25 protein-coding genes are annotated in these 26,517 nt (G+C 65.2%); 16 read left to right on the plus strand and 9 right to left on the minus strand.

Annotated elements, in window-relative coordinates:
• Positions 1–5 precede the first annotated feature (5 nt).
• Entirely contained in the window at positions 6–743 is a 738-nt protein-coding gene (locus AB0L63_RS24800; protein ID WP_364505135.1) for a glutamine amidotransferase, read from the plus strand.
• A 6-nt stretch (positions 744–749) separates the two neighbouring features.
• Here the strand turns inward: AB0L63_RS24800 and AB0L63_RS24805 are convergent, their stop codons facing one another.
• Positions 750–1,637 (minus strand): MHYT domain-containing protein, encoded by an 888-nt coding sequence (locus tag AB0L63_RS24805; protein ID WP_364505137.1) that lies wholly within the window; start codon positions 1,635–1,637, stop codon positions 750–752.
• An 883-nt stretch (positions 1,638–2,520) separates the two neighbouring features.
• On the opposite strand from AB0L63_RS24805, the gene AB0L63_RS24810 reads away from it, so the two are divergent.
• Complete coding sequence (locus AB0L63_RS24810; RefSeq protein WP_364505140.1) at positions 2,521–3,783, plus strand: cytochrome P450; 1,263 nt, start codon at positions 2,521–2,523, stop codon at positions 3,781–3,783.
• Positions 3,784–3,969: 186 nt separating this feature from the next.
• Entirely contained in the window at positions 3,970–5,196 is a 1,227-nt protein-coding gene (locus AB0L63_RS24815; protein WP_364505142.1) for a cytochrome P450, read from the plus strand.
• Between the two features lie 116 nt (positions 5,197–5,312).
• Here AB0L63_RS24815 and AB0L63_RS24820 read toward each other — a convergent pair whose 3' ends face one another.
• The 3 genes from AB0L63_RS24820 to glpK (AB0L63_RS24830) form a co-directional block, all read right to left on the minus strand.
• On the minus strand, positions 5,313–6,074 hold the full coding sequence (locus tag AB0L63_RS24820) for a hypothetical protein (protein WP_364505144.1): 762 nt from the start codon (positions 6,072–6,074) through the stop codon (positions 5,313–5,315).
• 205 nt (positions 6,075–6,279) lie between these two features.
• Positions 6,280–7,959, minus strand: a complete 1,680-nt coding sequence (locus AB0L63_RS24825) for a glycerol-3-phosphate dehydrogenase/oxidase (protein ID WP_364505146.1) — start codon at positions 7,957–7,959, stop codon at positions 6,280–6,282.
• An 81-nt stretch (positions 7,960–8,040) separates the two neighbouring features.
• Entirely contained in the window at positions 8,041–9,561 is a 1,521-nt protein-coding gene (gene glpK, locus AB0L63_RS24830; RefSeq protein WP_364505148.1) for a glycerol kinase GlpK, read from the minus strand.
• Between the two features lie 255 nt (positions 9,562–9,816).
• Here glpK (AB0L63_RS24830) and AB0L63_RS24835 point away from each other — a divergent pair, with 255 nt between their 5' ends.
• The 5 genes from AB0L63_RS24835 to AB0L63_RS24855 all read left to right on the plus strand — a co-directional run bounded on the left by AB0L63_RS24835 (position 9,817) and on the right by AB0L63_RS24855 (position 13,616).
• Entirely contained in the window at positions 9,817–10,581 is a 765-nt protein-coding gene (locus tag AB0L63_RS24835; RefSeq protein ID WP_364505150.1) for an IclR family transcriptional regulator, read from the plus strand.
• A gap of 59 nt (positions 10,582–10,640) precedes the next feature.
• A complete protein-coding gene (gene glpK, locus AB0L63_RS24840) occupies positions 10,641–12,146 on the plus strand; it encodes a glycerol kinase GlpK (RefSeq protein WP_364505152.1) in 1,506 nt (501 codons plus the stop codon).
• A gap of 51 nt (positions 12,147–12,197) precedes the next feature.
• Positions 12,198–12,371, plus strand: a complete 174-nt coding sequence (locus AB0L63_RS24845) for a hypothetical protein (protein ID WP_364505155.1) — start codon at positions 12,198–12,200, stop codon at positions 12,369–12,371.
• Positions 12,372–12,392: 21 nt separating this feature from the next.
• A complete protein-coding gene (locus tag AB0L63_RS24850; protein ID WP_364505157.1) occupies positions 12,393–13,286 on the plus strand; it encodes a DUF5995 family protein in 894 nt (297 codons plus the stop codon).
• A gap of 81 nt (positions 13,287–13,367) precedes the next feature.
• The gene (locus AB0L63_RS24855; RefSeq protein WP_364505159.1) at positions 13,368–13,616 is read left to right on the plus strand and encodes a VWA domain-containing protein; all 249 of its coding nucleotides are present in this window, start codon (positions 13,368–13,370) and stop codon (positions 13,614–13,616) included.
• 31 nt (positions 13,617–13,647) lie between these two features.
• Here AB0L63_RS24855 and AB0L63_RS24860 read toward each other — a convergent pair whose 3' ends face one another.
• On the minus strand, positions 13,648–13,923 hold the full coding sequence (locus tag AB0L63_RS24860; protein WP_364505161.1) for a hypothetical protein: 276 nt from the start codon (positions 13,921–13,923) through the stop codon (positions 13,648–13,650).
• A 243-nt stretch (positions 13,924–14,166) separates the two neighbouring features.
• Between AB0L63_RS24860 and AB0L63_RS24865 the strand changes: the two genes are divergently transcribed.
• From AB0L63_RS24865 to AB0L63_RS24875, 3 genes are all read left to right on the plus strand, one after another.
• The gene (locus tag AB0L63_RS24865; RefSeq protein ID WP_364505163.1) at positions 14,167–15,567 is read left to right on the plus strand and encodes a DUF1254 domain-containing protein; all 1,401 of its coding nucleotides are present in this window, start codon (positions 14,167–14,169) and stop codon (positions 15,565–15,567) included.
• 165 nt (positions 15,568–15,732) lie between these two features.
• A complete protein-coding gene (locus AB0L63_RS24870; protein WP_364505165.1) occupies positions 15,733–16,140 on the plus strand; it encodes a hypothetical protein in 408 nt (135 codons plus the stop codon).
• On the plus strand, positions 16,141–16,275 hold the full coding sequence (locus AB0L63_RS24875) for a hypothetical protein (protein ID WP_364505168.1): 135 nt from the start codon (positions 16,141–16,143) through the stop codon (positions 16,273–16,275).
• Positions 16,276–16,282: 7 nt separating this feature from the next.
• On the opposite strand, the gene AB0L63_RS24880 is transcribed toward AB0L63_RS24875, so the two are convergent.
• Positions 16,283–16,726 (minus strand): group II truncated hemoglobin, encoded by a 444-nt coding sequence (locus tag AB0L63_RS24880; RefSeq protein ID WP_364505170.1) that lies wholly within the window; start codon positions 16,724–16,726, stop codon positions 16,283–16,285.
• Positions 16,727–17,039: 313 nt separating this feature from the next.
• On the opposite strand from AB0L63_RS24880, the gene AB0L63_RS24885 reads away from it, so the two are divergent.
• Together AB0L63_RS24885 and AB0L63_RS24890 are read left to right on the plus strand one after the other, a co-directional pair.
• Positions 17,040–18,269, plus strand: a complete 1,230-nt coding sequence (locus AB0L63_RS24885; RefSeq protein ID WP_364505372.1) for a cytochrome P450 — start codon at positions 17,040–17,042, stop codon at positions 18,267–18,269.
• An 8-nt stretch (positions 18,270–18,277) separates the two neighbouring features.
• Positions 18,278–19,003, plus strand: a complete 726-nt coding sequence (locus AB0L63_RS24890) for a TetR/AcrR family transcriptional regulator (protein ID WP_364505172.1) — start codon at positions 18,278–18,280, stop codon at positions 19,001–19,003.
• On the opposite strand, the gene AB0L63_RS24895 is transcribed toward AB0L63_RS24890, so the two are convergent.
• Together AB0L63_RS24895 and AB0L63_RS24900 are read right to left on the minus strand one after the other, a co-directional pair.
• On the minus strand, positions 18,993–19,757 hold the full coding sequence (locus tag AB0L63_RS24895; protein WP_364505174.1) for an NAD(P)H-binding protein: 765 nt from the start codon (positions 19,755–19,757) through the stop codon (positions 18,993–18,995). The two genes, AB0L63_RS24890 and AB0L63_RS24895, sit on opposite strands and share 11 nt — an antisense overlap.
• Positions 19,758–19,894: 137 nt before the next feature.
• Entirely contained in the window at positions 19,895–21,805 is a 1,911-nt protein-coding gene (locus tag AB0L63_RS24900; protein WP_364505176.1) for a TerD family protein, read from the minus strand.
• A 159-nt stretch (positions 21,806–21,964) separates the two neighbouring features.
• On the opposite strand from AB0L63_RS24900, the gene AB0L63_RS24905 reads away from it, so the two are divergent.
• On the plus strand, positions 21,965–22,573 hold the full coding sequence (locus tag AB0L63_RS24905) for a hypothetical protein (protein ID WP_364505178.1): 609 nt from the start codon (positions 21,965–21,967) through the stop codon (positions 22,571–22,573).
• Here AB0L63_RS24905 and pabB read toward each other — a convergent pair.
• Entirely contained in the window at positions 22,462–24,546 is a 2,085-nt protein-coding gene (pabB, locus tag AB0L63_RS24910) for an aminodeoxychorismate synthase component I (RefSeq protein ID WP_364505180.1), read from the minus strand. The two genes, AB0L63_RS24905 and pabB, sit on opposite strands and share 112 nt — an antisense overlap.
• Before the next feature lie 260 nt (positions 24,547–24,806).
• Here pabB and AB0L63_RS24915 point away from each other — a divergent pair, with 260 nt between their 5' ends.
• Positions 24,807–25,796 carry a phosphotransferase family protein gene (locus AB0L63_RS24915; RefSeq protein WP_364505374.1) on the plus strand — a complete coding sequence of 330 codons (990 nt, stop codon included), beginning with the start codon at positions 24,807–24,809 and terminating at the stop codon, positions 25,794–25,796.
• A 77-nt stretch (positions 25,797–25,873) separates the two neighbouring features.
• Positions 25,874–26,449, plus strand: coding sequence for a DinB family protein (locus AB0L63_RS24920; RefSeq protein ID WP_364505182.1), 576 nt, complete (start codon positions 25,874–25,876; stop codon positions 26,447–26,449).
• Positions 26,450–26,517 lie beyond the last annotated feature (68 nt).

The raw sequence follows: 26,517 nt of genomic DNA on the forward strand, positions 1-26,517 counted from the left end.
GATGCATGACCAAGCCGTGTCTAGTCCTGCAGCTGCGGCCGGAGCGCCCTGCCGCGGATGACGAATATCGCGCCATCCTGCGCATGGCCGACCTCGAGGTGGGTGACACGGTGCGGGTGCAGATGGACCGGGAATTCCCGGACATCGATCTCGACGATTACTCGGCGGTCATCGTCGGTGGCGGGCCGAGCAATATCAGCAGTCCGGACGCCGAGAAATACGGGTATCAGCGGATATTCGAACCCAAGCTGAAGAAGCTGATGACCGAGATCGTCGGCCGGGATTTCCCGTATCTGGGCGCCTGTTACGGATTGGGAATCCTCGCGGATGTACTCGGCGGCGAGGTGAGCAGCCAGCGATACGGTGAGGCCGTCGGCGCACAGACCATAGAGCTGAGCGAGCACGGCCCCGCGGACCCGCTGCTATTGGGTATTCCGCCGACATTCCGGGCGTTCGTCGGACATAAGGAAGCCTGTCAGGATGTGCCACCCGCTGCGGTGCTGTTGGCCGGATCGGCCGATTGCCCGGTACAGATGATCCGCGTCGGACGAAACGTGTACGCCACCCAATTCCATCCTGAATTGGACAGCGACGGACTGGCATTGCGCATCGAAGTCTACCGGCACGCAGGCTATTTCGAACCGCATGAGGCCGAGGAGCTGATCGAGCTCGGTCATCGGGAAACGGTCACAGTGCCCAGTGTGATTCTGAGCCGATTCGTCGCGCGGTACTGCCGCGGGTAGGGCCGATTACCGGTCGGAATCGAGCTCGCGATAGCGCGCTCGATTTTCAGTGCGCGAGTTGCTCCGCAGTGTCCAGCCAGGTGAGTCGGGGCGGCGCACTTCGGTAACCATCGGCCAGGCTCCGGTGGTCGTTGCCGTCGCTTCGCGCCGGACGGGCACCGCTTCACGGGAGCTGCGTTCGTCGACTTCGGCGAGTCCGACGACCACCGTCAGCATCATGATGACCAGCGTGACGGTCACGATCAGTGGCGTCACCAGTTGCAGGGGTTCGATGCCGCTGGCGTCGACCTGGTGCTCGGCATCGCTGGCGTGCATGGATGTCATGCCGATGTAGTGCATTCCGCACACCGCCACACCCATGATCAGTGCGGCGCCGATGGTCGCGAACAGACCGCGGACATGCAGCATGAACCACAGCGCTGCGGTGGCCGCGACCACCGCGATCACGATCGACATCGCGACCGTCTCGAGGTCGTATTCGACGTGCGCAGTGGTTTTCATCGCGTACATGCCCAGGTAGTGCATGGCGGCCACGCCGAGTCCGGTGATGGCGCCACCGATCGGCAGTGCCACGAATTCGTTCCGCCCGCGCACGACGATCGATAGCCCGACCCATACCACCACGATCGCGATGACCGCGCTGAGCAACGTCATCGGTATGTCGTAGCGAATGGTGGCGCCGCGGATGGCGAACCCGAGCATGGCGGTGAAATGCATGACCCAAATGCCCGCGCCACCGAGGGAGACAGCGGCGGTGGCGAGCCACCCGCTCGGCGATTCGGAAGTCCGGGCCTGGGTCACACAGCGCAGTGCGAGGATGGATCCGATGAAGGACATGAGGTAGGCCGCGACCGGGGTGAGCCAGCCGTGGCTGAAATGATCGAGTTCTAGCATGTGTCCTCCGCGGTCACCACTCGTGTCGCGGTGGCCGGACGCTGGTCGGAAGTGGCAACCAGCTGTGTCTGGAGCGCGGCAGTAAACCGGTGAACATCGGGTGGAACCTCTCGATCTGCGGAAATTTACACTGTCGTTTCCGCCAGGCCGCTGACGATAGCCAGGTTGGTCGCTCGTGGCCAACTCGGGGTGTGAGATTCACAGCTGATGCATGAGCCTTCGGACAGCGATTGTCCAGCGCTCGGCCCTGCGATCCGGGTTTGCCGGTCCGCCCGACTCGCGCTCGGTATTACCGAGGCGGTTTTCGATTCGCTGTCTGCGCGCCTGCTGCCGAGGGCCTGAGCAGCCATCGCGCGATTCCCACGCGATGGTGCCGTCCGGATGGTCCGCATCGGGCAACAGCACGGCCCCTGTCGGAGTCCGATCGTGGTTCCGCCGCTACTCGACAGCAGCCATTCGACCCGGTGCGCAACCACCGGTCTTCGAACTCGTTAGCGACATGATCCATAGCGGCTCAACATATTTGCCAGTTGTGCCGGGTTCGCGGTCGGCGCGAAACGACGGTGCGGCGTTGTGCGCCAATGGCGAGAGAGTCCTTCGCCGATGCTGATAACGTTGGCGGGTCGTCGAGTTCTGAGCAGCTGGTGGGGTGTCCGATGATTGTGCATCGAGATCGCCTGTCCCGCAGGGGCCGTGGGTGACCGCAGTCGCTGTGGTCGCCTCGCCAGGGTTCGATTTCTCGGCGCGGACCTCATGGCCGGGGTCACATACGGTCGGCGTCGCGAGGAGGGCTGAACTGAGTGCTGTGGCCGCAGGCTGTGCTATCGCCGCGGTACTCCCATTGATCCTGGCCTCTTGCTGATCCAACGTCTGGAGTCACGCTTTGACCACGCCACAGTCAACCCGTACCACCGCGACCGGCGTCTGCCCCGTACTGCATGGCTCACCGCTCGATGCGGGCGAACCCCGAGTGCTGTTGCATACGCCGGAATTCGCCGCCGATCCGCATCGGGCCTATCGGGAGGCGCGGCGACAATACGGGTCGCTGGTGCCGATGGAGTTGGCGCCGGGTGTGCCCGCCACCCTGGTCGTCGGATATCAGACCGCGGTACGAATCCTCAATGATCCGGAGCATTTTCCGGCGGATCCGCGGTATTGGGAACAGACAGTTCCCGACGACTCACCCGTCAAGCCGATGATGAGGTGGTATCCGAACGCACTACGCAATACCGGGCTGGCGCATACCCGCTACCGGCAGGCCTATACCGGCAGCATCGACGGAATCGATCTGCACGAACTGCATTCGAAGGTCGAGAAGATCGTCATCCCGGTGATCAACACCTTTTGTGAGGTGGGTGAGGTCGACCTGGTCACCCAGTACGCGCTGCCGGTCGTCTTCGAGGTCCTCAACCAGATGGTCGGCTGCCCAGCGGAACTGGGGCAGCGGGTCGCGACCGGTATGGCGATGCTCTTCGATACCGTCGAGGCCGCCACGGGTATGGCGATGCTCAGCGAGGCGCTGATGGAACTGGTGCAACTGCGCCGGGCCGCCCCCGGCGACGACGTCACCTCGCGGATGGCGCACCATCCGTCCAGGCTCGACGATACCGAAATGCTGTGCCAGCTGATCAGTTTCTACGGTGCCGGCATCGAGCCGATGCAGAATCTGATCACGAACACCCTGCTGCTGATGCTCACCGACGCCCGGTTCGGCGGCGAAATGCTCGGCGGTAGCCTCTCGACCCGCGACGCGCTCGACGAGGTGTTGTTCAACGACCCACCGATGGCCAACTTCAGCATCACCTACCCGCGTCAGCCGATCCTCATCGACAACACCTGGTTGCCCGCCCATCAGCCGGTTGTGGTGAGCCTTTCGGCCTGCAATAACGATCCGGCGATCCGCGGCGGCGACCGCACCGGCAACCGCTCACATCTGGCCTGGGGCGCCGGGCCGCACGCCTGCCCCGCGAAATCCGTTGCCTACCTGGTCGTTCAAGACGCCATCGATCAGCTGCTCGACGCACTCCCCGAGATGGAATTGGCCGTGCCCGCGGACGAATTGGCTTGGCGGCCCGGACCGTTCCACCGGGCGCTCGCGGCACTGCCGGTCGTCTTCCCCAAGTCCCCTCCGCTGCCCGTGTTCTAACAAGGCGTCTGTGAACTCCGGGGAGTCTCGATGCCGTCCTTCTCGGACCTCCGATGTCCATTCCCGATGTGGGTGTGGGCACCGGTTCCCGCGTCATCCGGGCTGATTTCACATGGCGCCTTCACACCGCACGTGACACACGCTGACCAGCCACCAAGTTCTCGGATGCCATTTAAGGAGATAACGATGGAGCATGAACCAATAGTCCTGGATCTGACCGGCGTCGATATCCAGGGCGAGAACGAGCGGATCCGGGAGCGTGGGCCGGTCGCACTCGTCGCCCTGCCCGGCGGCGTGCCCGCATGGTCGGTGACCGACGCCGCCGTGCTCAAGAGTCTGCTCGCCGATCCACGGGTATCGAAAGATCCTCGGCAGCACTGGTCTTCGTTCATCAATGGCGAGATCACCGAGGAGTGGCCGCTGCTGCCGTGGATCTCGGCCGGCAATATGTTCACCGCGTACGGCACGAACCACCGTCGCCTGCGTCGGCTGGTCTCGCCCGCATTCACGCACCGTCGCACCATGGCACTGCGTCCGCGGATCGAGGCGATCATCGAGAGGCTGCTGGGCAAACTCGCGGCCACGCCGAAGGGTGAAGTGGCCGATCTGCGCGAGGGTTACGCCTATCCGGTGCCGATCGAGATCATCACCGAAATGATGGGCGTGCCTGAACATCTCGGTCCCGCGTTGCGCAAACACGTCGACGGCTTCTTCGACACCTCGTTCGGGCCCGAAGAGGCGCAGGCCAACTACCTCGAAATGTACCGCCTCGTCAGCGAACTCGTGGCCTACCGGCGCGAGACCCCGGGTGATGATGTCACCAGTGTTCTCATCGCCACCCGTGACGAGGACGATGGCTCGCAGCTGAGCGAGAAGGAACTCGTCGATACGCTGATGTTGGTCATCAATGCCGGTCACGAAACCACGGTCAATCTGCTCGACCAGGCGATCTTCATCCTGCTCACTCATCCCGAGCAGCGTGCCGATCTGGTCGAGGGCCGGGTGCCCTGGTCGGATCTGGTGGAGGAGACGCTGCGCTATGAGGCGCCGGTCGCGCACCTGCCACTGCGCTACGCGGTCGACGATATCGAGCTCGGTGAGATCCGAATTCCCAAGGGCGAGGCGATTCTGGCGTCCTATGCCGCCGCGGGCCGCGATCCGAACCTGTACGGTGCCACCGCCGCGACCTTCGACCTGCACCGGGTCAATAAGGAACACCTGTCCTTCGGGCACGGCGCGCACCACTGCATCGGCGCCCCGCTGGCCCGGCTCGAGGCGACGATCGCCCTTCCGGCGATCTTCGCGCGCTTCCCGAATATGCGGCTGGCCGTGGATCCAGCGGAGTTGGCGCCGGTCGGCAGTTTCATCTCGAATGGACACCGCACGCTGCCGGTTCTCCTGGACGGGGAGTAGATCACCCGCACCGGTGCGCGGGTGGACCTCGCGAAAGCCGACTGATTCGGCATAACGAGCTCACGCGAGGATATCCACCCGCGGCAACGGTCACATCCGGCAATGGCCAACGTGCGTTATGAAATTGCCGGTTGTTCCTGGGGCGGCATCGGGGAGATGGCGCCGTCGATCGCGCCGACCGCGGCGCCGACGGCCGCGCCGGCCGCCGCGGCCGGTGCGGCGATCACCCCGTAGCCGATGGCCGCGCCGATGACGGGGACGACGACCAGTCCCGCGGGGAGGAAGGGGATTCCGGCGATCAGACCCGAGGCTGCGCCGACCATCGCACTGGTGGCGGCGAGCGGGCTCGCCAAGGTAGCGCCCACGCTCGCGCCGATGAGGGCATCACCGATCACCGCACTGGCGATCCGGTCCGAGCGAGCGCGTTCGAAGCCCATCGACTGAATGCCTTGGGACAGTTGGGCTTCGGTACCCGCGGACGCATCGTTGATCTGGGCGGCCAGATCGAGTGGTAGGAAGTCCGGGCGATCGAGTTGGAGATTGCCGATGCGGATGCGGTTGTCGGGGATGGCGGATGTTTGTATGCCTGGGTCGGGCTGCGTCGCGTCCACCGTCTCGGTGGCGGTGGGCTTCGGATCGGCCACCAGTGCGGTGGCGCTCCGCAGCGGCGAGGCGGCGAATGCGATGTTGTCGTCGACCGGAGCCGATGGCTCGACGACGAATCCAAACGGGGTGGGATTGCCCAATGGTTGCGAGTCAGCGGTCGCGGGTGTGGCGCTGATCAGGATGGCGGACAGCGGAACCGCACTGACTGAAGCGAGTGCGACGGTTCGCCGATGTATCGGGCGAGTTCGCGCTGCCTGTCGATGTTTGCCCATAAGTAACCTCATTCCGAATGTCGATGCTTACTTACCTACATTCGGAACGGCCGATCTTTCGGATGAATACGCGTTGGGGCAATTTTCCGGGTCCGCTGCCGTACCGGCATGCGTTTCCGCAACCAGGTCCGCCCCTGCGGAACCACGAACATGCGTCGGCCTCGCAACCGGTGACAACCGACTTTGCGGAACGGCTCGCCTGGACTCAGGCGACGCCAATCAAGCGCGCGGCATTGGCCGATTCGTCGTCGTCGGCCTTGTTCGCGGCCAACTCCGCGGCTACCCGCTCGCGGTAGCGGGTGATCTCGCGATCCGTGGTCGCGCTATCCCAACCGAGTCGGGTGCCCATGCAGAAGGCCACCGCCGGTGCGGCGGTCAGGCCGCGGTCGGCGGTCTCGATCGAGATGCGGGTGCGGCGGGTCAGGACATCGTCGAGATGCAGTGCGCCCTCATGGGTCACCGCGTAGACGACCTCGGCGCCGAGGTATGCACCGGCACCGGGAAGTGGTTCGGCCAATACCGGTTCGGCCGCGATGAGGTCGAACAGCTCGCAGACGCCCGACCCATAGCGACCGAGCAGGTGCTCGACGGTCGCGACGGGCAGACCAGCCCGCTGCGCGACGCTGTGCACATCGGCCGCCAGTTCCTCGTAGCCGACGGCACCGAGCAGCGGCAGGCGTTCGGTCACCGACGGTGCGGCCGCGCGACCGAGCCCCTTGACGGCGGCGTCCACCACATCGGCGGCCATCACCCGGTAGGTGGTGTATTTACCGCCCGCGATCACGAACAGACCCGGAACCGGTTCCGCGACCGCGTGTTCCCGCGAGAGCGTCGCGGTATCGGCGGATGTGCCCGACAGCAGCGGTCGCAGACCCGCATAGGTGCCGACAATATCGTTGCTGGTCAACGGCTCTCGCAGCACAGCGTTCAGATGATCGAGGATGTACTGCACATCGGCAGCGCTGGCAACAGGATGGTTCTTGTCCAGCGCCCAATCGGTATCGGTGGTGCCGATGATCCAATGCCGGGCCCACGGGATCACGAACAGCACACTCTTCTCGGTCCGCATGATCAGACCGGTGTCCAGGTCGAGTCGCTCGCGCGGCACCAAGATGTGCACCCCCTTCGACATGCGTACGTGGAATGGGAAATCCACGCCGGTCATCTTGTTCATCTCGTCGGTCCATACGCCGGTCGCGCTGATCACCCGGCGGGCGCGCACGGTGTGTTCGCGACCGGTTTCCATATCGGTGACATGCGCGCCGATCACCCGCTCACCGTCGCGTAGCAGTCCGGTGACCTTGGTACGGGTGAGTACCGTCGCGCCGTGCTCGGCGGCGGTGCGAGCAATGGTCATGGTGTGGCGGGCGTCATCGACCTGTGCGTCGAAGTAGCGGATCGCGCCGATCATCGCATCGTCGCGCAGGGCGGGCGCCAATTCCATTGCGCGCGCGTGCGACAGGTGCCGGTGCATGGGCAGCGCCCTGGCCCCGCCGATGGTGTCGTACAGTGCGACGCCCGCGCCGATGTAGGCCCGCTCCCAGACTCGATGCTGTAGTGGCAGCAGAAACGACACCGGGCGCACCAGATGCGGGGCCAGCCGGTGCAGCAGCAGGCCGCGCTCTTTCAAAGCCTCGCGCACCAGCCAGAAGTCGAGCTGCTCCAGATAACGCAGGCCGCCGTGGATGAGCTTGCTGGACCGGCTCGAGGTGCCCGCCGCGAAATCCCTTGCCTCGACCAGGGTAACGGTCAGGCCGCGGGCGGCGGCATCGAGGGCGGCACCGGCTCCGACCACGCCGCCGCCGATAACCAGCACGTCGATTTCGTTGTCGCCCAGTGTTTTCAATGCATCGGCGCGGTAGTTCGAGTCCAAACGTGCGGACACGGGATGTCTCCTTGTTTCGGTGCTACTGAGTCTTCGAGCGGGTTTCACCGCTAGCGATTGCTGGTAGATCGCTCGAGCAGGTCAGTCGTCGACGTCGATCCAGTCGAGCGTGCGTGCGACCGCCTTTTTCCAACGGGCGTAACCGCGTTCGCGCTGCTCCGCGGTCCAGGCGGGAGTCCATCGCTTGTCCTCGCGCCAGTTCTGTACGAGTTCGTCGGTGTCGCTCCAGAATCCAACCGCCAACCCGGCCGCATAGGCCGCGCCGAGTGCGGTGGTCTCCGCGACCACCGGCCGTGAGACCGGCACATCGAGGAAGTCGGCCTGCAACTGCATGCACAGTTCGTTGCCCGTGATGCCACCGTCTACGCGCAAGGTGTCCAGGCGCACACCGGAATCGGCCTCCATGGCCTCGACGACATCGCGGGTCTGATAGCAGATCGATTCCAGGGTCGCCCGCGCCAGATGGGCATTGGTGCTGTACCGCGACAGCCCGACGATCACCCCGCGCGCATCCGAACGCCAATATGGTGCGAACAGCCCGGAGAAGGCGGGCACGAAGTACACCCCACCGGTATCCTCTGCCTGCCTGGCCAGCGATTCGCTTTGCGCCGCACCGGAAATGATGCCGAGCTGATCGCGCAACCACTGCACGGCCGAGCCGGTGACCGCGATCGAACCCTCCAGCGCGTACACCGGCTTCTTGTCGCCGAACTGGTAGGCGACGGTGGTGAGCAGTCCGTGCCGAGAGCGCACGAGTTCGGTTCCGGTATTGAGCAGCAGGAAGTTTCCGGTGCCGTATGTGTTCTTGGCTTCGCCGGGGCGGAAGCACACCTGACCGACGGTGGCCGCCTGCTGATCACCGAGCACACCAGCCAGCGGCACTGCGCCGCTGAACGGTCCGTCGGCGCGGGTCCTGCCGAACAGTTCGGGATTCGACGAGGGCGCGATGGTCGGCAGCATGGCGCGCGGAATTCCGAAGAGGGACAACAGTTCGTCATCCCAGGCGCAGGTCTCCAGATCCATCAGCATGGTGCGGCTGGCATTGGTCGGATCCGTGACATGTACGCCGCCGTCGATGCCGCCGGTGAGATTCCACAGCAGCCAGGAATCGGTGGTCCCGAAGATGGCCTCGCCCTTGTCCGCATCGGCGGCGACGCCGGGCACATTGTCGAGGATCCAGCGCAACTTGCCACCGGAGAAGTAGGTGGCGGGCGGCAAACCCGCCTTGCGGCGAATGATTTCGCCGTGGCCCGCGCGCTCCAGTTCGGCGGCGATCTTGTCGGTGCGGGTGTCCTGCCAGACGATGGCATTGCAATACGGCCGCCCGGTCCGGCGATTCCACACCACGGTCGTTTCGCGCTGATTGGTCACCCCGACCGCGGCCAGCTCGCTCGCGGCGAGATTCGCCTTGTTCAGCGTGGACACAATGGCCGAACGGGTGCGCTCCCAGATCTCGGTCGGATCGTGCTCCACCCACCCTGGGCGTGGCAGGATCTGCTCGTGCTCGAGCTGGTGCCGGGCGATCTCATTGCCGCCGTGGTCGAACACCATGAAGCGGGTGCTCGTGGTGCCCTGATCGATGGCGCCGACATACTGGCTCATCGCCGTCCTTTCGGAAAGCCGGCCGCGGTTGCGGCCGCCGGAGGCGACGTTACGACCGGATTGCCGAAGCGGACATAGCACGCGTTCGACAATGTCGAACGGTTGTGGATGGCCATCGCCAGGTGGCGTCAGTGCTGTCCAGCAAGAGTGGAGGTCGCAAGGGTGCGGGTCGCATCGCGTTGCGCGGGTGTTGCTCGTCGGACCGTGCGTGTTCGACATTGTCGAATCGGCAGGTTCCGGGATAGGTTTCCGCCTATGCCCGGCCCGATCCAGTCGATCGAACGAGCGGCGGCCGTCCTGCAGCTGCTCGCTCGGGGTTCGGGCCGTCTCGGGGTCGGCGAAATCGCTGGTGCGCTCGGGCTGGCCAAACCGACCGCACACGGCATCCTGCGCACATTGCAGGGTGTCGGATTCGTCGAACAGGATCAGGCCAGCGGCAAGTACCAGCTCGGCGCGGCCGTACTGCATCTCGGTACCAGTTATCTCGACAGCAATGAACTGCGCTCGCGGGCGATCAACTGGGCCGATGCCCTGGCCGCGCGGACCGGTGAGTCGGTGCGCATTGGCGCCGCGGCGGACGAAGGCGTGGTCGTCGTGCACCACGTCTTCCGGCCGGACAACACCGAACAGGCACTCGAGGTCGGTGAACTGCTACCGGCGCACGCGACCGCGCTCGGCAAGGTGCTGCTCGCCTATGACGCCGAGCTGGCCGCTGCTGTTCGCCGTGGGGAATTGGCGCCGCACACCCGACGCACCATTGTCGATCGGGTGGCGCTCACCCGGGCGCTTGCCGCGGTCCGGCAGGCCGGATGGGCGGGGGAGACCGAGGAATTCCGCCCCGGGGTGGCCGGTATAGCCGTGCCGATCCGGACACACGGTGGACTTGTGGTCGGTGCGATCGGGATCAGCGGTCCGGTCGACCGACTCTGCGATCCGCAACTGCGGCCTCGGCCGACGCTGGTCGGGCACGTTCGCGATGCCGCGCACGCGGTGTCACGGGATCTCGTCGCCGGACACTGACTTTCGTCCGGCTCGACCGTATGCACCGAACCGAATTCTCGTCCGACAGGAAGTAGCCGATGTCGCAACGCTATGTACTGGCGATCGACCAGGGCACCACATCCACCAGGTGCATCCTGTTCGATCAGCGCGCCCGCCTGGTGGGCGTCGCGCAGCGCGCACACCAGCAACACTATCCGCGGCCCGGCTGGGTCGAGCAGGATGCGCTGGAGATCTGGCGCAATGTCGAGCGGATCGTGCCGCAGGCACTGCGGGATTCCGGCATCGCCGCGGAACAGGTTGTGGCCCTTGGCATCGCCAATCAGCGCGAGACCACCGTGGTATGGGATCGCCGCACCGGTGTGCCGATCCGGCGGGCGGTAGTCTGGCAGGACGTGCGCACCGATGAGCTGGTGCGCGAATTCGAGCGCAAGCCCGGTGCGGAACGGATTCGCGAACTGTGCGGCCTGCCGCTGGCCGGTTACTTCGCCGCGCCGCGGCTGCGCTGGCTGCTGGATACCATCCCGGGACTGCGGGATCGGGCCGAGCACGGGGATGTGCTGTTCGGCACCATGGAGACCTGGCTGATCTGGAATCTGACCGGTGGACCGGACGGCGGTGTGCATCGCACCGATGTCACCAATGCCAGCCGCACGCTCTTGATGAATATCGCCGAACTCGCCTGGGATCGAGAACTGTTGGAATTCTTCGGGATTCCGGCCGTGATGCTGCCGAGCATTCAGCCGTCGACCGCGTCCTATGGGACGACAAGCCGGGTGGTGCCCGGCATCCGAATCGCCGCCGCGCTCGGCGACCAGCACGCCGCACTCTTCGGTCAAACCTGTTTCGCCCGTGGGGAAACCAAATGCACCTACGGCACCGGCGGGTTCCTGATGATGAATACCGGGCGTGAGCTGGTGCAGTCCTCGCACGGTCTGCTCACCACCATCGGCTATCAGATCGAACCCGAACCGGTGTACGCGCTGGAGGGGCCGATCGCCGTTACCGGCTCGCTGGTGCAGTGGGTGCGTGACAATATCGGTCTGGTTTCGAGTGCGCCTGAGATCGAAACCCTTGCTCGCACAGTCGAAGACAACGGCGGCTGCTATATCGTGCCCGCCTTCTCCGGCCTCTACGCGCCGCACTGGCGTAGTGACGCAAGAGGGCTCATCATCGGCCTGACCTCCTATATCAACAAAGGCCACCTCGCCCGCGCCGTCCTCGAGGCGACCGCCTGGCAGACCCGCGAAGTCGTCGACGCCATGAACACCGACTCCGGACTCCAAGCCCGCACCCTGCGCGTCGACGGCGGCATGACCTCCGACAACCTGCTCATGCAGATCGTCGCCGACGTCCTCGATATCCCGGTCATGCGCCCCTTCGTAGCCGAAACCGTCTCGCTCGGCGCCGCTTACGCCGCTGGACTGGCCGTCGGCTACTGGCCGGATCTCGAAGGTCTGCGCGGCAATTGGCGCTTGGCCGGACAATGGGTCCCCCAGATGGATCCCATCCACCGCGAAGACGAATACGACAATTGGAAACGCGCGGTCGCCCTGAGCTTCGGCTGGTCGCGGTCGAGGCGATAGGGTGGTGATCGTGCGGGGCTCGCCATCGCCGATCCGGAGGCGCGCGAGCATTTGGTCGGCGGGTCCGTCACCGAATCCGGCAGACTCATTCTGGTTGCCGACCTCGCGGATGTCGCCCTGGCCCGGCGCTTCGTCTCCAGTGTCGGCAGTACCTGGGATCCGGATATCGTCCACTACGGTGACCGCGAATTCGTTGGGCGACGTGTCACGCTCGGCCAAACCTGAATCTTGCTTTAGGCTTCGGCGGTGCGAACTTCCTTGCGAACGGCCGTCCTCGGACCGATCACCGCGGTAATCGCGATGGCTGCCGGGCTGATGCCGGTGGCGGTCGCGGAGCCGATTGATCCGGCGTTCTGTGGCACGCCGCTGTCGGCGGACGAACTGGACACCATCGCTCGTCTCTCCGATACCAGCACGCTGACCGGAGATGCGTTACAGCGGTTCGAGACCGCGGTAGCGCGCCACCATGAGATCACCGAAATCCTGGTCGCGCATCGGGATCGGCGCGGGCTGTTTCCGATCGGGCTCGACGGTGTGGAGCAGTCGGCGGTGATGCCATTGCAGCGGGATCCCGGTGCGTTTCGGGATCGGGAATACGCGCATGCGATCAGCCTCGAATTGCTGCGGCGGTTCCTTGTCAATATGCATGCGGCCTTCACCGGCGGGCCGGTCGAGCCGCACTGGGCGCGGTATTTCGAGCTCGCTCGCCGGTGCGAGGTACCGCCCGCTCGCGCCGCCATGGCGGGCTACAACGCGCATTTGACCGTGGATCTCGCGTATTCGGTGGCGACAGTGGCGAGTACGCCGGAGAACATGCCCGACTACTTCGAGATTGTCGATGCCATCGCGGCCTCCGGCCAGGTGATCATCGATCGGACCAAAGAGATCTACAACGGCGATCTTGGGCCGCTGTGGCGGTTCTATTTCGTCGGCGAGGGGCTGGACCAGCTGCTCGGTGCTGGGGTCGCGACCGGTCCGCTGCTGCGGGCCGCCGATCTCGGATACAACGTGGTGATCTACGGCAATGGCCTGGCCCTACAGGATCCCGGACTGCACGACGCGACCGCGGCGGAGATCCGGCTGCTCAGCGATTCCGTCGACGCGGCGTTGGATATGTTGACACTGCTCAGGGGTCTGTGAGTCGCCCAGTTCGGCCGGGTCGCCACTGGTCGAGGGCATCGATCAGGCAATGATCGCGGCCGCGATGACGAACTGCCGATCATGCGCGAAATCGCCGCACTCGTGCGCGAACCGTCCCGACTGCCCGCCTGCTGGCAATTCATCGGCCTCGGCCGGGCCAACTGTGACCTGCGCACCCTGGACGAAAAGTCGGATCGAGTCGTGGACAATGCGGGCTTCTTCGCCCTCGACGACATAGATCAGGTGGACGGCGCGCAGCTGTATGCCAGGTTGCTTGCCGTATTCCCGAACTGGCTATGGCTGGCCGGACAGGCGGGAATCCTGCGCTGAATCGTGCCGGTCCGCGGTCGATGTCGCGGACTCAGCCGATGACGGCATTCATGATGGTGCCCGCACTGGTGGCGACGATACCGCCGATCATGGCTCCGGCCACCATTTTCGGGGATTCCAGACCGCCGCCGGTCCACTTCTCCCAGGCGAAGCGGCCACCTGCGTAAATAATGGCGCAAATGCCTGCGAGCAGCACGAACCAGGTGAAGTAGCGGACGAGTTGGAGAATCTTGTCGGACACCGGTGGGGCCTCGGGGGTGGGATTGCCGAGCTGCGCCCAAGTGTCGTAAACGGCGGCCAGGATCATCTCGTATTGCTCATTCTGGATGTGGGACAGGGGGTTAACGCGCTCTTCCGTGGATGGTATCGGTTTCTCGGCGACCATGCAGTCACGATGTCTGCGATCTGGCGCGACCACTCGTTTCTCGGCACCGGCTGATCCCCGAACCCGGTTGTGTCGCCGCTTGACCGATTTATGGCAAATATGTGGCTATACTCCGGCTGATCTCTCTCGAAGTTGTCCGACCTGTCGGGAAGTAGGGAGAAACGCATGAGTCTGTCGCGGCGATCTGTGCTGCTGGCCGGTGCCGTTACGGGCGCCGGCTTGGTCGCGTGCGGCAAATCGACGGATTCCGATCCTGCGGCGAGTTCCGGCAGTGTGCTGCCCAGCGATTCGCGTTCGGTCGCGACCGACGCCTATATCTATGGATATCCGCTGGTGCTGATGGATATCACGCTGCAGTCGAATACCGCCGCTGTACCCGCCAATCGGATGTGGGCCGTCGGCCCGGTGAATCCCACAATGAATTCGGTGGTCATGCCGAATATCGACACCCTTTATGCCACAGCCTGGCTCGACGTGGGCGCCGAACCGGTGGTGCTGCAGGTTCCGCCGATGGATGGCGACCGGTACTGGCTCATGCAGATCATGGACGCCTGGACCAATACCACCCACAATCCGAGCAGCGTCGCACCACGGGTGCGCGCCGGTCAGGACCCGCCGTACCACTACGTGATCACCGGCCCCAATTGGTCTGGCGCGCTGCCGGATAACCTGACCAGATTGGCGATGCCCACCGCGACCGCATGGCTGATCGGTCGAATCGAACTGCGCGGTCAGGCCGATCTCGCCACCGCCGAGAGCATGCAGCAGCAGGTGCTGCTCGCACCGCTGAGCGCCTGGTTGCGCGGTGAACGGCCGGCCCCGGTGATCAATCCCGATACGACCGCCCTGATCGCACCTCCGCAGCAGGTCGCGCGGATGGACGGGCGCACCTTCTTCGACCGGCTCTGCACACTCATGCTCACCAATCCGCCCGCTCGCGATGATGCCCCAGCGCTGCAGCGGTTTTCGAAGATCGGAATTCGGCCGGGCGGCACGGTCGGCGCTGCCTCGGTCGCGGATCTCGACGCGGCGGTGGCCGCGGGCCAGATGTGCATCCCGGACTACGCCGATCCGCAGGCCAGACGCGTGAACGGCTGGGGTTTCGCGACGAACCTCGGCACCTATGGCACTGATTACTCGCTGCGTGCCTTGACCGCCTGGACCGCGCTCGGCGCGAATCTGCCCGAAGACGCCGTTTATCCGCAGGTCACCGCGGATGCTGGGGAGCAGGGCGCGCCGCGCTCGTACCGGCTGCACTTCCCCGCGGGCCACACGCCGGCCGCGCGGGCCTTCTGGTCGCTGACCGCCTACACCGCGGAGCGCTCTCTGGTGCCGAATCCGGCAGGCATCTACTCGGTCGGTCATCAGCGTCCCGTCGTGCCGCTGCCGGACGGCTCGCTCGAACTCGCCATCCAGGCAGCGGACCCGGGAAGTGATGTGCCATACGGCAATTGGTTACCGATCCCGGAAACCGGCACCTTCCGGCTCGCGCTGCGCCTGTATGTGCCCGAGGAGCGGGCGCTCGATGGGCGCTGGCAACCGCCGAGTCTGATCCGAGTCGGATGAAGGAGATGCATGAACGTCTCGCGCCGAACCGCGCTCGGGCTGAAGCGCGCGACAGGCCTGGCCAGTTCTCGTTGACCATGCAGCTGTACGCGCCGAAAGACAATGCCATCGACGGGCATTGGCAGCCGTCCGTCCTGACTGTGGTGCTGTAGGAGACGAGACACCATGGGGCGCTTGGCTTTACCGATTTCGGTCGCCGCTGCGGCGGCGCTGGCATTCGCCGCGCCTGTTGCCGCCGCGGATGTGATCGATGTGGGCGGTGTGCCGTCGCGAACCGCGTTCTCCTTCCGTTCGGTGCTGCCCGGTATCCAGTGGGGCACCGCCAACGCCGCGGAGTACCGCCTGACCGGCACCAAATCGGGTCCGGACTGGGGGAGTTCGTACACCAGCACCGCCGATGTGGCCACCTTCCTGGCGACCAAGAAGCGCACCGCACCCGGTTCGCCCATCTTCATGTGGATGGCCGCGGCGAGTGAGCGGGCGGCCGACGGCACCTCCCAGGATTGGGGGACCGCGCGGCTGCCCGGCGTCGAGGGCACCAAATGGGGTTGGTCCGATAGCGGACCGATGTAGGTGGCGTCGGCATCGTTCGGCGAGAGTTTCGCGGTGGCGGCGCATACCCGCGGCACACCCCAGGATCAAACCGCCGATGTCGGCGCCACCTTGCCATACGTGCTGATGTCGCTGATGGCGCGCATGACGGGATAGGTGGCGGTCAGTCGTCGCCGTCCCAGGTCCAGTGCGGCACCGCGCGGATCGGGTGCAGTTCGTCGTCGGTCTTGGCATGCGAATTCTGTTGTGCCACTTGGGCACCGAATTCGGCATGCTCGCGTACCGCGGCACGGAAGGCGGGATCGTCGACCAGCCCGGCCTCCTCGAACGCTTCCAGATACAGCTGGGCGAAGCGATCGCGCTGTTCGTCGGTGATTTCGAGGCCGCGGTGCACGGCGATGATGTAGTCGAAGCCGAGGTTGCGGGTGAAACGGTCCGGGCCGCCGAAGGATTCGGCGGTGAACCAGGTGAGATAGTCGACGTGCGTCGGGCGGCGCTCGGTGAATTGGGTTTTCAGCACCGGATCGGCGAGCACCTTGTCATAGAAGGATTCTTCGACACGATGCAATGCCTCGTCGCCACCGGCGTGCTCGTACAGGCTGGGCATGAGGGACCTCCGAATAGTGACCTGTTGTGTCCATTACAGGCTTGTCTGCCCGGTCGCGTCCGCGGTTCGCGATAAGCGATCAGAAGAGATTCATAGCAGTTGGCTATTTAATGTTGACGACTGGGTGGCAACTTCGATTGAAGTTAACGGCATTTACTAAACGCTATTCACAAAACCTTCGTTGTGTGGTTCGATCGGAATCGGAACGTGTCCACACAGTGCTTACCCACCCCGCTGGCTCCGCCGGCTGCCATTCCCCCGAGCGTCGTGAGGTCTGCACCCCAAGTCAGACCGGTAGGAGATAGCCGTGACCGTGACTACGCCATCGATTCCCGCGGGATTCGACTTCACCGACCCAGATTTGCTGTCCACCCGCCTGCCCATCCAGGAATTCGCCGAGCTGCGCCGCACGGCCCCGGTCTGGTGGTGCGCCCAGTCCGGGCGGGCCAGTGGTTTCGATGACGGCGGCTACTGGGTCATCTCCAAGCTCGATCACATCAAGGAGATCTCGAAGAATCCGGAGGTGTTCTCCTCGCACGAGAACACCGCGATCATCCGGTTCAACGAGGAAACCACCCGCGAGCAGATCGACATGCTCGGCAATATGCTGATGCTGAACCAGGATCCGCCGCAGCACACCAAGACCCGCCGCATCATCTCCAAGGGCTTCACTCCGCGCGCGGTGGAGAGCCTGCGCGCGGCGCTCACCGAGCGTGCGGCCCGAATTGTGCACGAGGCCAAGCGGACCGGCCGCGGCGACTTCGTCGAACAGGTCGCCTGCGAATTGCCGCTGCAGGCCATTGCCGAACTGCTCGGAGTGCCGCAGCACGACCGCAAGAAGCTGTTCGACTGGACCAACCAGATGATCTCCTATGACGATCCGGAGTTCGACGGCAATCACCACACCGCCACCGCCGAGGTCATGGGCTATGCCTGGAACATGGCCGAGGAGCGGCGCAAATGTCCGGCCGATGACATTGTCACCCAGCTGATCAACGCCGATATCAACGGCGAGAACCTGGGCTCGGACGAGTTCGCGTTCTTCGTGATCCTGCTGTCGGTCGCGGGCAATGAGACCACCCGCAACTCGATTACTCACGGTATGAAGGCCTTCGTCGACAATCCGGCGCAGTGGGAGTTCTACAAGCAGCATCGCCCGCGCACCGCGCCCGACGAGATCGTGCGCTGGGCCACCCCGGTGACCGCCTTCCAACGCACCGCCACGCGGGATACCGAGGTCGGCGGTCAGGAGATCAAGAAGGGGCAGCGCGTCGGGCTGTTCTACAGCTCGGCCAATTTCGACGAGGACGGATTCGCGGATCCTTTCACCTTCGATGTGCTGCGCAACCCCAACCCGCACGTCGGGTTCGGCGGCACCGGTACGCACTACTGCGTCGGCGCCAATTTGGCTCGGCTGCAGATAGATCTGATGTTCAATGCCATCGCCGATGCGATGCCGAATCTGCGTCAGGTCGCCGATCCGGTGCGGTTGCGCTCGGGTTGGTTGAACGGCATCAAGCGCTGGGAGGTCGAATACGCTTGAATTCCCGTATGAACAGTGCCAAGCCGCGGGGGCGGGCACCGGTGGTTTCGGATGCGGATATCTGCCGGGTGGCCCGCGCACTGCTGGTCCAACACGGTCCCGACGCGGTTACCCTGCGAGCCATCGCGCGCGAACTCGGCATCACCGCGCCCGCGCTGTATCGGTACCACAACTCGCGCGAGGACCTGTTGGAGAGCCTGCGCCTGGAGTTCTGCGCGGACCTCGCCGCCGATTTGTCCGAACAGATCGCCACGCTGCCCGATGACGGCGCGGTGCAGTTCTTCGCCATCTGCAAGGGATTCCGGCGCTGGGCGCTGGCGCACACCAGGGAATTCACCCTGGTGTTCGCCTCGCCGGGTGCAGGCCGCGCGCGCATGCTGCGCCGGTTCGACGAACCGTTCGGGCGGATCTTCCTCGCGGCCGCCGGTCGGCTGCTGGTCACCTACGATGTCGTGACGCCGCCGACCGATGTGATTCCGGCGGAACTGCGCGATGACCTCGTGCTGTTCCAAACCGAGCTGCTGGCAGCGCTTTCGGAGTCCGGACAGAAGTTTCCGGCCGAAAAACTCGATCTCGGCGTGACGTATCTGATGATCCAGATCTGGGCCCGGCTCTACGGACACGTCACGCTCGAAGTGTTCGGGAACTATCCGATCCCGCTGTCGAATCCGGAGATCCTGTTCGACGCGATGCTGGCCGATCTCGGCCGCACCGCCGGGTTGATCAGCGAGTGAGCTGGCCCGACAGCCATTCGGCGTAGCCGATGCCGATCGCGTCGCCTTTTCCGTCCAGGCAGAGGGCACCGGACCGCAGGACACGTCCGACGCGACCCGGAATGGGTACCGGGAGCGGCAGCAGCTTGCGGCCGGTGTGTTCGCGGTAGATATCGGCCAGTTCGGTGAGGGTGTGCACGGTCGGTCCGGCGATATCCGGAATGCGTCCGGCCGGGCCGTTGTCCACCGCGTCGGCGAGTCGTGTCGCGACGGCGTCGACGTCGATCGGCTGTATCTTCGCGGTCGAGCGCGGTGCGAGCCGCCAGCGTGCCGCCGCGGCGAGGATTTCGGTGACGAGTTCGTGGAATTGGCTGGCGCGCAGCAGCGTCCAGGGAACCTCGCCCGTGGTGACCACCTGTTCCTGGTCCACCTTGGCGTGGTAGTAGGCGAAGGGGACGAGATCACAACCGACGATGGAGATCTCGACGTGGTGGCCGATACCTGCCTGCTTTTCGGCCGCCAGTAGACGGCGCACGCCGTCCACCATGACCGATCGGGTCCGGCTGCGGGCGCTCACCGCGTCGACGACGGTGTCGCAACCGTCCAGTGCTGCATCCAGACCGGTGCCGGTGGCGAGATTCGCGGACCGGTGCTCCAGCGTTCGATCCGTCGGGGCGGTTCGGCTCACCACACGGACCTGATGTCCGCGCGCGCTCAGCTCTCGCACCACTGCGGCCCCCAGTACCCCGGTTCCGCCGATCACCGCTACGTGCATTGATCCTCCCAAACGACGCTGTTCGGTATCGCACGCTACGGCGACACACGGGGCCGCTCAACGTGCTTCTTCACATAGGCATTCTTCGCCACATCGGTGTTTCGGTGCGTAGGCGCGTGCGGTATCGGCGATTCGGATCAGATCCGGGCACCCTTGGCGCGGTTGCAGGCGCGGCAGAGGATCTGCAGATTGGTCGCACTCGTCGCGCCGCCGCGACTGAGCGGGATGATGTGGTCGAATTCGAGATAGTGGCCGTCACCGCATTCGACGCATTTGCCGCCGTCGCGTTGCCACACCTCGGCCTTGACCTCCTGGGGGATGCTGCGGGTATCGCGCTGGCCGGGCGTGAGGACCAGGCGTTTGGCGACCCGCAGCGCACCCTCCAGAGCCGCCGCGACGTAATCCGGATCGTCGACATCGAAGGTGGCGCCACCGCGGGCCGAGGTCGCCGCGACGACCACCGAACGCTGCTCGACCTGCACCGAAACCACGCGATTCCATGGCAATTCGGTGCCGGTATCAGTACCGACGAACCGCAGCTTCTTATTGCTGGCGATCACCCTGCCGTCGGTGAGTTTCGGCCCCCTGGCGAGCTGGCGGACGTGCACGGCGGGCAGATCGAGATGCACCTTCTCCTCTGGATCCAGGTGCAGGCCGGGCGTGCGCACCACGGGCAGATCCCCGCCGCGCAACCGTGACAGGGTGTGGCCGCGATACATCCGCCTGCGCAGATCCTCGACCTGCGCTCCGCTGAGCGCCAATTCCTCGATCGCGTACTCGAATGCCTCGAACTCGCTCTGCTCGATCTCGCCGTCCGCGAATGCGAAGGCGACCAGTCGCTCGACGTAGGTGAGCGCCACATCCCGCAGCGCCGCCCGGCCCCGGCCCTCATCAATTCGCTGATACCGCAACGACGCCCACACTGCATCCCACTCCGGACCGCGCGGACCGGCTGTGGTCAGCGCCCGCCGGGCCTGGGTATGCCAGTGCGTCAGAAATTCCTCGATCTCGTATTCGCAACTCTGACAGGACGCGACCCCGCCGAACAGCTTGCGGCGCAGGGGATTTCCGCACCGCTCGCAGCTGCGCGGGCTAGGCGGACGCCGATCGACGGTGGCACCGGTCCATTCGGCCCCATCCCACCAACGCATTCGCGATGGATTCTCGGGATCCGAATGCCAGTTCGCGCGTTCGGGGTTCGGCGGTGCCGGTATCGGCGGTTCGACCTCGTGGCGCTGGCGCTGAAGGTCGACCGGCCTGCCTGGTCGCGGCCGGACGGGGCGTTCGTCGGCTGATTCGGCGGTTCGGGCGGATCGCGGCCCGGCGGCGGTGTGCTGCCCAGCATGATCTCCGCGAGTCGCCCCCAGTGCAGGGGGTCGGGCAGGGGGGTGATACCGCCGGTCGGCGTGAGCGGGGCGAGTGCCGTCCTGGTTCGAGGGTGCGGGGTCGAGCTGCTGGGGACCGGCCAGTGCCGTGCCGGTCGAACTGGCGGCCGAGACACGGTGCCGCGCTGGCGAAGTCGGCATGGCAGCTGGTGCGGGAGCGCCATCGTCGATGGTGATTCCGAATTCGGTGACGAGGCCGGAGAGCCCGCTGGCCCAACCCTGGCCGATCGCGCGGAAGCGCCACTGGCCCTCGCGGCGGTAGAACTCGCCGAGCATCATTGCCGACACCGCGTCGGGATCGGTGATCTCGAACTGAGCGACCGGCCCGTGTGCGGCCTCGATGGTAAGGGTCAGACCCGTGATATCGCCGAAGGTGCCGTCGTCGACCGAGCCGGCGACCACGATCCGCGCCACATCCGATTCAGTGCGCGGTAACGATACGCTCAGTCGCGCAGTTCCCGGTGCCGGCTGCTGATCGAGCGTCACCGCCTGCGACATATGCCGGGGCGCATTGAAGAACACCAGATCCCGATCGGTACGCACCGTGCCCGCCGCCGCCAGCAACAGCGCATGCGCATCCACCGTATGCCCCGACCGCCATGAAATAACCACGGCAAGAAGGGAAGTCGGCACCGCCGCATTGGCCCCTTTACTGAGTTTCATCGTGCTCGAACTATGCCACGAAGCACCGACACGCCGACTTCGGCGGTCCTTATCTTCGGCGATGCGAGCGAGTGCGCGCCGACGTCGGCGAATCACGACACAAACCGGTCGGTCGGGGATATCCGGTCGGAAGGGCCGTGGGTGCGGCAGAGTGGAGGGATGACTACCCCGAAGGGAGGGGGCCGGAAGGCCTCGACTCCGAAGGTGCCGGGTGGGCGGGTGCCGAGTCCCGGCGATATTCTGGCGGCCGCGCAATCGGCGGTGGAGGCGGCACAGTCGGCGGCGAGTCAGGCATTGGATGCCGCACAACTCACGGCTGGTCAGGCCTTCGATGCGGCGGTGCGCCTGCCACCGGCCTCGGCGCAGCTGGCGGCGCAACTCCCGGATCTGATCGCGAGCCTCGCGATCGCCATCGACCGGCTCAACTCCACCATCGATCGGCTGGACCGCACCTTGGCGCTGGCGGATCCGGCTTTCGCCGCCTACGATCGACTGCTGCCCCGCCTGGAGGCGATGATCGGCCTCGGCGAAGACCTCTTCACCGCCCTCGCCAAACTCCCGGGCCTCTCCCTCCTCGGCCGCTTCACCGGCAAACCCGCCGAACCGCCCGCGCCCCCCCAGACGCCCGAGACGCACCCGCCGCAAATAACCGGGGCTCAGTGGGGTGCGGCGCGGTGGGTGGCGGCGGCCTTGAGCAGGGTTTCGTGGTATTCGTCCTCGGGATCGGAGTCGAGGACGATGGCGCCGCCCGCGCCGATGCGCCAGTGACCGTCGTGGCGGACCGCGGTGCGGATGACGATATTGAGGTCGGCGGTACCGGCAAGGCCGAGGAAGCCGATGGTGCCCGAATAGATGCCGCGCGCTTCGGTTTCCAGTTCGTCGATGATCTCCATGGTCCGCAACTTGGGTGCCCCGGTCATCGAGCCCCCCGGGAAACACGCACGCAGACAATCGATCACATCGACATGCGGTCGCAGCGTGCCGCGCACGGTGGAAACCAATTGGTGCATGGTCGTATACGTCTCGGTGGCCATCAATTTCGGCACGTGCACACTGCCGATCTGGCACACCCGGCCCAGGTCATTGCGTAACAGGTCGACGATCATCAGATTCTCGGCCCTGGTCTTGGGACTGTCGGCCAGTTCGCGTCGCAGCCGTTCGTCCTCGGCGGCCGTGGCCCCGCGCGGCGCGGTGCCCTTGATCGGCTTGCTCTCGACCATCCTGGCGCGGTCCACCTTGAGGAAGCGTTCCGGTGAGGAGCAGGAGATTTCGAGATCGTCGAAGCGCAGATACGCCGCGTATGGTGCGGGATTGCAGCGGCGCAGGGTGCGATAGAAATCGAGTCCGTCCGATTCGGTGGCCGCCACGGACGCGGTGTCGGTGAGGCAGATTTCGTAGGATTCGCCCGCGTGTAGCCGCTCCTGACAGACGGCGATATCGGCGAGATACCGCTCCCGCCCTCGGGTGAACAGCGGTGCGATGGCGGCGGTATCGGAGCCCACGTCGAGCGTGGGCGGATTCGCCCACGTCGGTAGGGATTCCAGGATCTCGCGGGTATCGCGCAGCCAATCCGCGCCCGCCCGAAGGGCTTCCGGCGCGGGATCGGTGAGTGCGAGCAGATGAGTGCGCCCGCCGACATGGTCCACGACCACGATCCGATCGGCGAATATCCACTGCGCGTCCGGTGTCGAGGCGCGATGTGCGGCATTCGCGCCGCAATCGGCCTTCACCTCATAACCCAGGTATCCGACGTATCCACAAGCGAAATCGAAAGGCAGATCAGGTAGTTCGGTATGTCTCAGGTGTAGCTGCCCGGCGAGATAGTCGAGAATTCCGCCGGGTATGGTCCGCCGATTTCCGTCCGAGGATTCCACCGTGACCTTGTTCTCCCCGACGCGGTAGCGGATCACCTCGGCCAGTGGCCCGCTCGCATCGCCGAGGAAGGAGAACCGATCGAGTCCCGGTTCGATATGTTCGCTGTCGAGCCAGAATGCGGTGGGGGAGTTGCCATATAGCCGCAGGAACGCGGCCTCGGTATCGATCGCCCGCTCGATCACCGAATGCCGCAGCTGCCAGGAGCGCCGGGATTCGCGGAACTCATGTCTGCCCGTCAGCGGCTCGGCGTGCTCGAACGGCGCGCTGATGCTCGACCGAATCCGCTGGCCCGCAGTAAGTTTCGCGAAATTTCCGAGTAATGCCGCACCGTACTCGCTGGCAATCGATTCGGGATGGAACTGCACCCCCCACTGCGGTCTGCTCCGGTGCCGCACACCCATGATCACCCCATCGGCGGCGACGGCGGTGATCTCGAGGCTGTCCGGCAACGGCCGCTGGGCGCAGAGCGAGTGGTATCGCACCGCGGTGAAACCCTCGGGCAGCCCGGCGAACAGCTCGTCGCCGTCGTGCTCGATGTGATCGAGATAGCCGTGCCGCGCGGTGGGCGCGGTCGTCACGATGCCGCCGGCCGCGACGACGATCGCCTGATGTCCGAGACAGACACCGAGCAGCGGCAGTTCGGTCTCGCGGATCACCGCGGCCGAGATGCCGATGTCTCGGCCGACATCCGGGCGACCCGGCCCGGGGGAGATGACGACATTGTCGAAGCGCTCCAGCCGCAACCGCGCGATATCGTCGACCTCGTCATTGCGCACGACCGTGGGTTCTTCCCCGTTCACCTCGCTGATCAGCTGATACAGGTTGTAGGTGAACGAGTCGTAATTGTCGATCAGCAGGGTGCGCATTTGTCCAGCAACATTACGCCGTTGGTGTGGTATGCCTGCGCCCTACTATGGCGGGAGCGATGCAGCGTGTGACAGCGTGATAGATATTGACGTCCATGCTCTCAGGCGACAACTGATTTGGAGAGAACATGGGTAACTCATCGGGTACGTCCAGAACCGAGCAACCCGCTGAACCGCCGGTCCGTGACGCGACTGGTGGGGAACTCAACGATCGGCCAGAGGTTTGGGGAGCCGTCGACTTTGCCGTCGTCGGCACATGGATGGATGAGCAGGGCCTGCCGGGCGGCGAGTTCGAGGCGGTGACCGCGCTCGGCGGTGGCACGCAGAACATCATGCTGCGCTTCGTCCGCGGCGGTCGGGACTATGTGCTGCGCCGCGGCCCGAAACATCTGCGCGCCAAGAGCAATGACGTCATCCGTCGCGAGGCCCGGTTGCTCGGCGCGCTCGACGGAACCGGTGTGCGCGCGCCGAAGGTGATCGCCGCCTGCCCGGACGAATCCGTCCTCGGCGCGGTGTTCTACCTGATGGAGCCCATTACCGGATTCAACCCGCAGAACGAACTGCCGGAACTGCATGCTGGCGATCCGGAGATCCGGCGTCAGATGGGCCTGTCCGCGGTGGAGGCCATCGCCCGCCTCGGCTCGCTCGACTATCAGGCACTCGGCCTACAGGACTACGGCAAACCGGAAGGGTTCCTGGAGCGTCAGGTTCCGCGCTGGCTCGGTGAACTCGAGTCCTATTCGGCCAATGCGGGTTATCCGGGTCCGGAGATTCCCGGAGTGCATCGGGTCGGGGAGTGGCTGGATCGGAATCGGCCCGCACAGTGGACGCCCGGCATCCTGCACGGCGACTGCCACCTGGCCAACATGATGTTCTCCTACGATGGCCCGGAGGTGGCCGCGATGGTGGATTGGGAGATGTCGACCATCGGCGACCCGTTGCTCGACCTCGGCTGGCAGATCGCGACCCGGCCGGAGCCTGGTACCACGGGCGCGGCGCTGATCGGCAAGCTCGGTGCCGTCGGCGGTCTGCCGACGCCGGAGGAGATGGCCGAGCACTACGGCAAGTTCTCCGGTCGCGACCTGAGCAATGTCACCTGGTACACCGTGCTCGCCTGCTTCAAGCTGGGAATTGTGTTGGAGGGCACGCATGCTCGCGCATTCGCGGGGAAGGCGCCCAAGCAGGTCGGTGACTTCCTGCATGCCATCACACTCGAACTCTTCGAGCGGGCGCATCGTCTGATGGGTTGAACAGGTCTGTCGGGATCTTGGCGATAGCTGGCTGAATATATATCGCTGAAGATATTCAGCCAATCTAGGGTGTCTGCATGCCAATCGTTCCCGATGCCAAGAACTGGACCTGGGTCCTCGAACGCTCCTGTCCCGAATGCGGATTCGACCCGGAGTCGATCACTTACGCGGCGGTGCCCACGCTGGCCCGCGAATACGCGAGCCGTTTGTCGGCAACGCTCGGGCGTCCCGACGCCGCCGCTCGCCCCGACGACTCGACCTGGTCGGCGCTCGAATATGCCGCCCATGTCCGCGATGTCTGCCGAATCTTCACCTATCGTGCGGCTGTCGCGGCGCGCACCGAGGCGGTGGATCCAAAGGTTTCCGGGTTCGGCGCAAAAGGCGTCGAGGCCGACGACGGTGTCCCGGTGTTCTCGAACTGGGATCAGGATGTCACCGCCATCGCTGATCGATACGGCGAGCAGGATCCGCGCAAGGTCGCCGAGGAGCTGACCGATGCGGCCGAGGCCGTCGCGCGCGCCTTCGAATCGGTCCCCGAAGCCGCCCTCGGCAACCAGGCCCGGCGCAGCGACGGCTGGGTCTTCACGGTCGAATCCCTGGCCGTCTACTTTCTGCACGACGTAATCCACCATGTCTACGACGTGCGTGGCTGAAGTCGGGCAATATCGGACCGGGACGGGTTCGTGGCCGGGTAGAACTGGAACTCGTTCGGGGGTCCTGT

This window comes from Nocardia sp. NPDC051990 (assembly GCF_040680755.1).
GTDB lineage: Bacteria > Actinomycetota > Actinomycetes > Mycobacteriales > Mycobacteriaceae > Nocardia.

Bases quoted from the DNA above. Each gene is read 5' to 3' on its own strand.
- AB0L63_RS24815 (WP_364505142.1), top strand. From the start codon at position 3,970: ATGGAGCATGAACCAATAGTCCTGGATCTGACCGGCGTCGATATCCAG.
- AB0L63_RS24880 (WP_364505170.1), bottom strand. From the start codon at position 16,726: ATGCCCAGCCTGTACGAGCACGCCGGTGGCGACGAGGCATTGCATCGT.
- AB0L63_RS24820 (WP_364505144.1), bottom strand. From the start codon at position 6,074: ATGGGCAAACATCGACAGGCAGCGCGAACTCGCCCGATACATCGGCGA.
- AB0L63_RS24860 (WP_364505161.1), bottom strand. From the start codon at position 13,923: ATGATCCTGGCCGCCGTTTACGACACTTGGGCGCAGCTCGGCAATCCC.
- AB0L63_RS24920 (WP_364505182.1), top strand. From the start codon at position 25,874: ATGCCAATCGTTCCCGATGCCAAGAACTGGACCTGGGTCCTCGAACGC.
- AB0L63_RS24890 (WP_364505172.1), top strand. From the start codon at position 18,278: ATGAACAGTGCCAAGCCGCGGGGGCGGGCACCGGTGGTTTCGGATGCG.
- AB0L63_RS24865 (WP_364505163.1), top strand. From the start codon at position 14,167: ATGAGTCTGTCGCGGCGATCTGTGCTGCTGGCCGGTGCCGTTACGGGC.
- AB0L63_RS24800 (WP_364505135.1), top strand. From the start codon at position 6: ATGACCAAGCCGTGTCTAGTCCTGCAGCTGCGGCCGGAGCGCCCTGCC.
- AB0L63_RS24895 (WP_364505174.1), bottom strand. From the start codon at position 19,757: ATGCACGTAGCGGTGATCGGCGGAACCGGGGTACTGGGGGCCGCAGTG.
- pabB (WP_364505180.1), bottom strand. From the start codon at position 24,546: ATGCGCACCCTGCTGATCGACAATTACGACTCGTTCACCTACAACCTG.
- AB0L63_RS24870 (WP_364505165.1), top strand. From the start codon at position 15,733: ATGGGGCGCTTGGCTTTACCGATTTCGGTCGCCGCTGCGGCGGCGCTG.
- AB0L63_RS24900 (WP_364505176.1), bottom strand. From the start codon at position 21,805: ATGAAACTCAGTAAAGGGGCCAATGCGGCGGTGCCGACTTCCCTTCTT.
- AB0L63_RS24805 (WP_364505137.1), bottom strand. From the start codon at position 1,637: ATGCTAGAACTCGATCATTTCAGCCACGGCTGGCTCACCCCGGTCGCG.
- AB0L63_RS24855 (WP_364505159.1), top strand. From the start codon at position 13,368: ATGCGCGAAATCGCCGCACTCGTGCGCGAACCGTCCCGACTGCCCGCC.
- glpK (WP_364505148.1), bottom strand. From the start codon at position 9,561: ATGAGCCAGTATGTCGGCGCCATCGATCAGGGCACCACGAGCACCCGC.
- AB0L63_RS24905 (WP_364505178.1), top strand. From the start codon at position 21,965: ATGACTACCCCGAAGGGAGGGGGCCGGAAGGCCTCGACTCCGAAGGTG.
- AB0L63_RS24915 (WP_364505374.1), top strand. From the start codon at position 24,807: ATGGATGAGCAGGGCCTGCCGGGCGGCGAGTTCGAGGCGGTGACCGCG.
- AB0L63_RS24835 (WP_364505150.1), top strand. From the start codon at position 9,817: ATGCCCGGCCCGATCCAGTCGATCGAACGAGCGGCGGCCGTCCTGCAG.
- glpK (WP_364505152.1), top strand. From the start codon at position 10,641: ATGTCGCAACGCTATGTACTGGCGATCGACCAGGGCACCACATCCACC.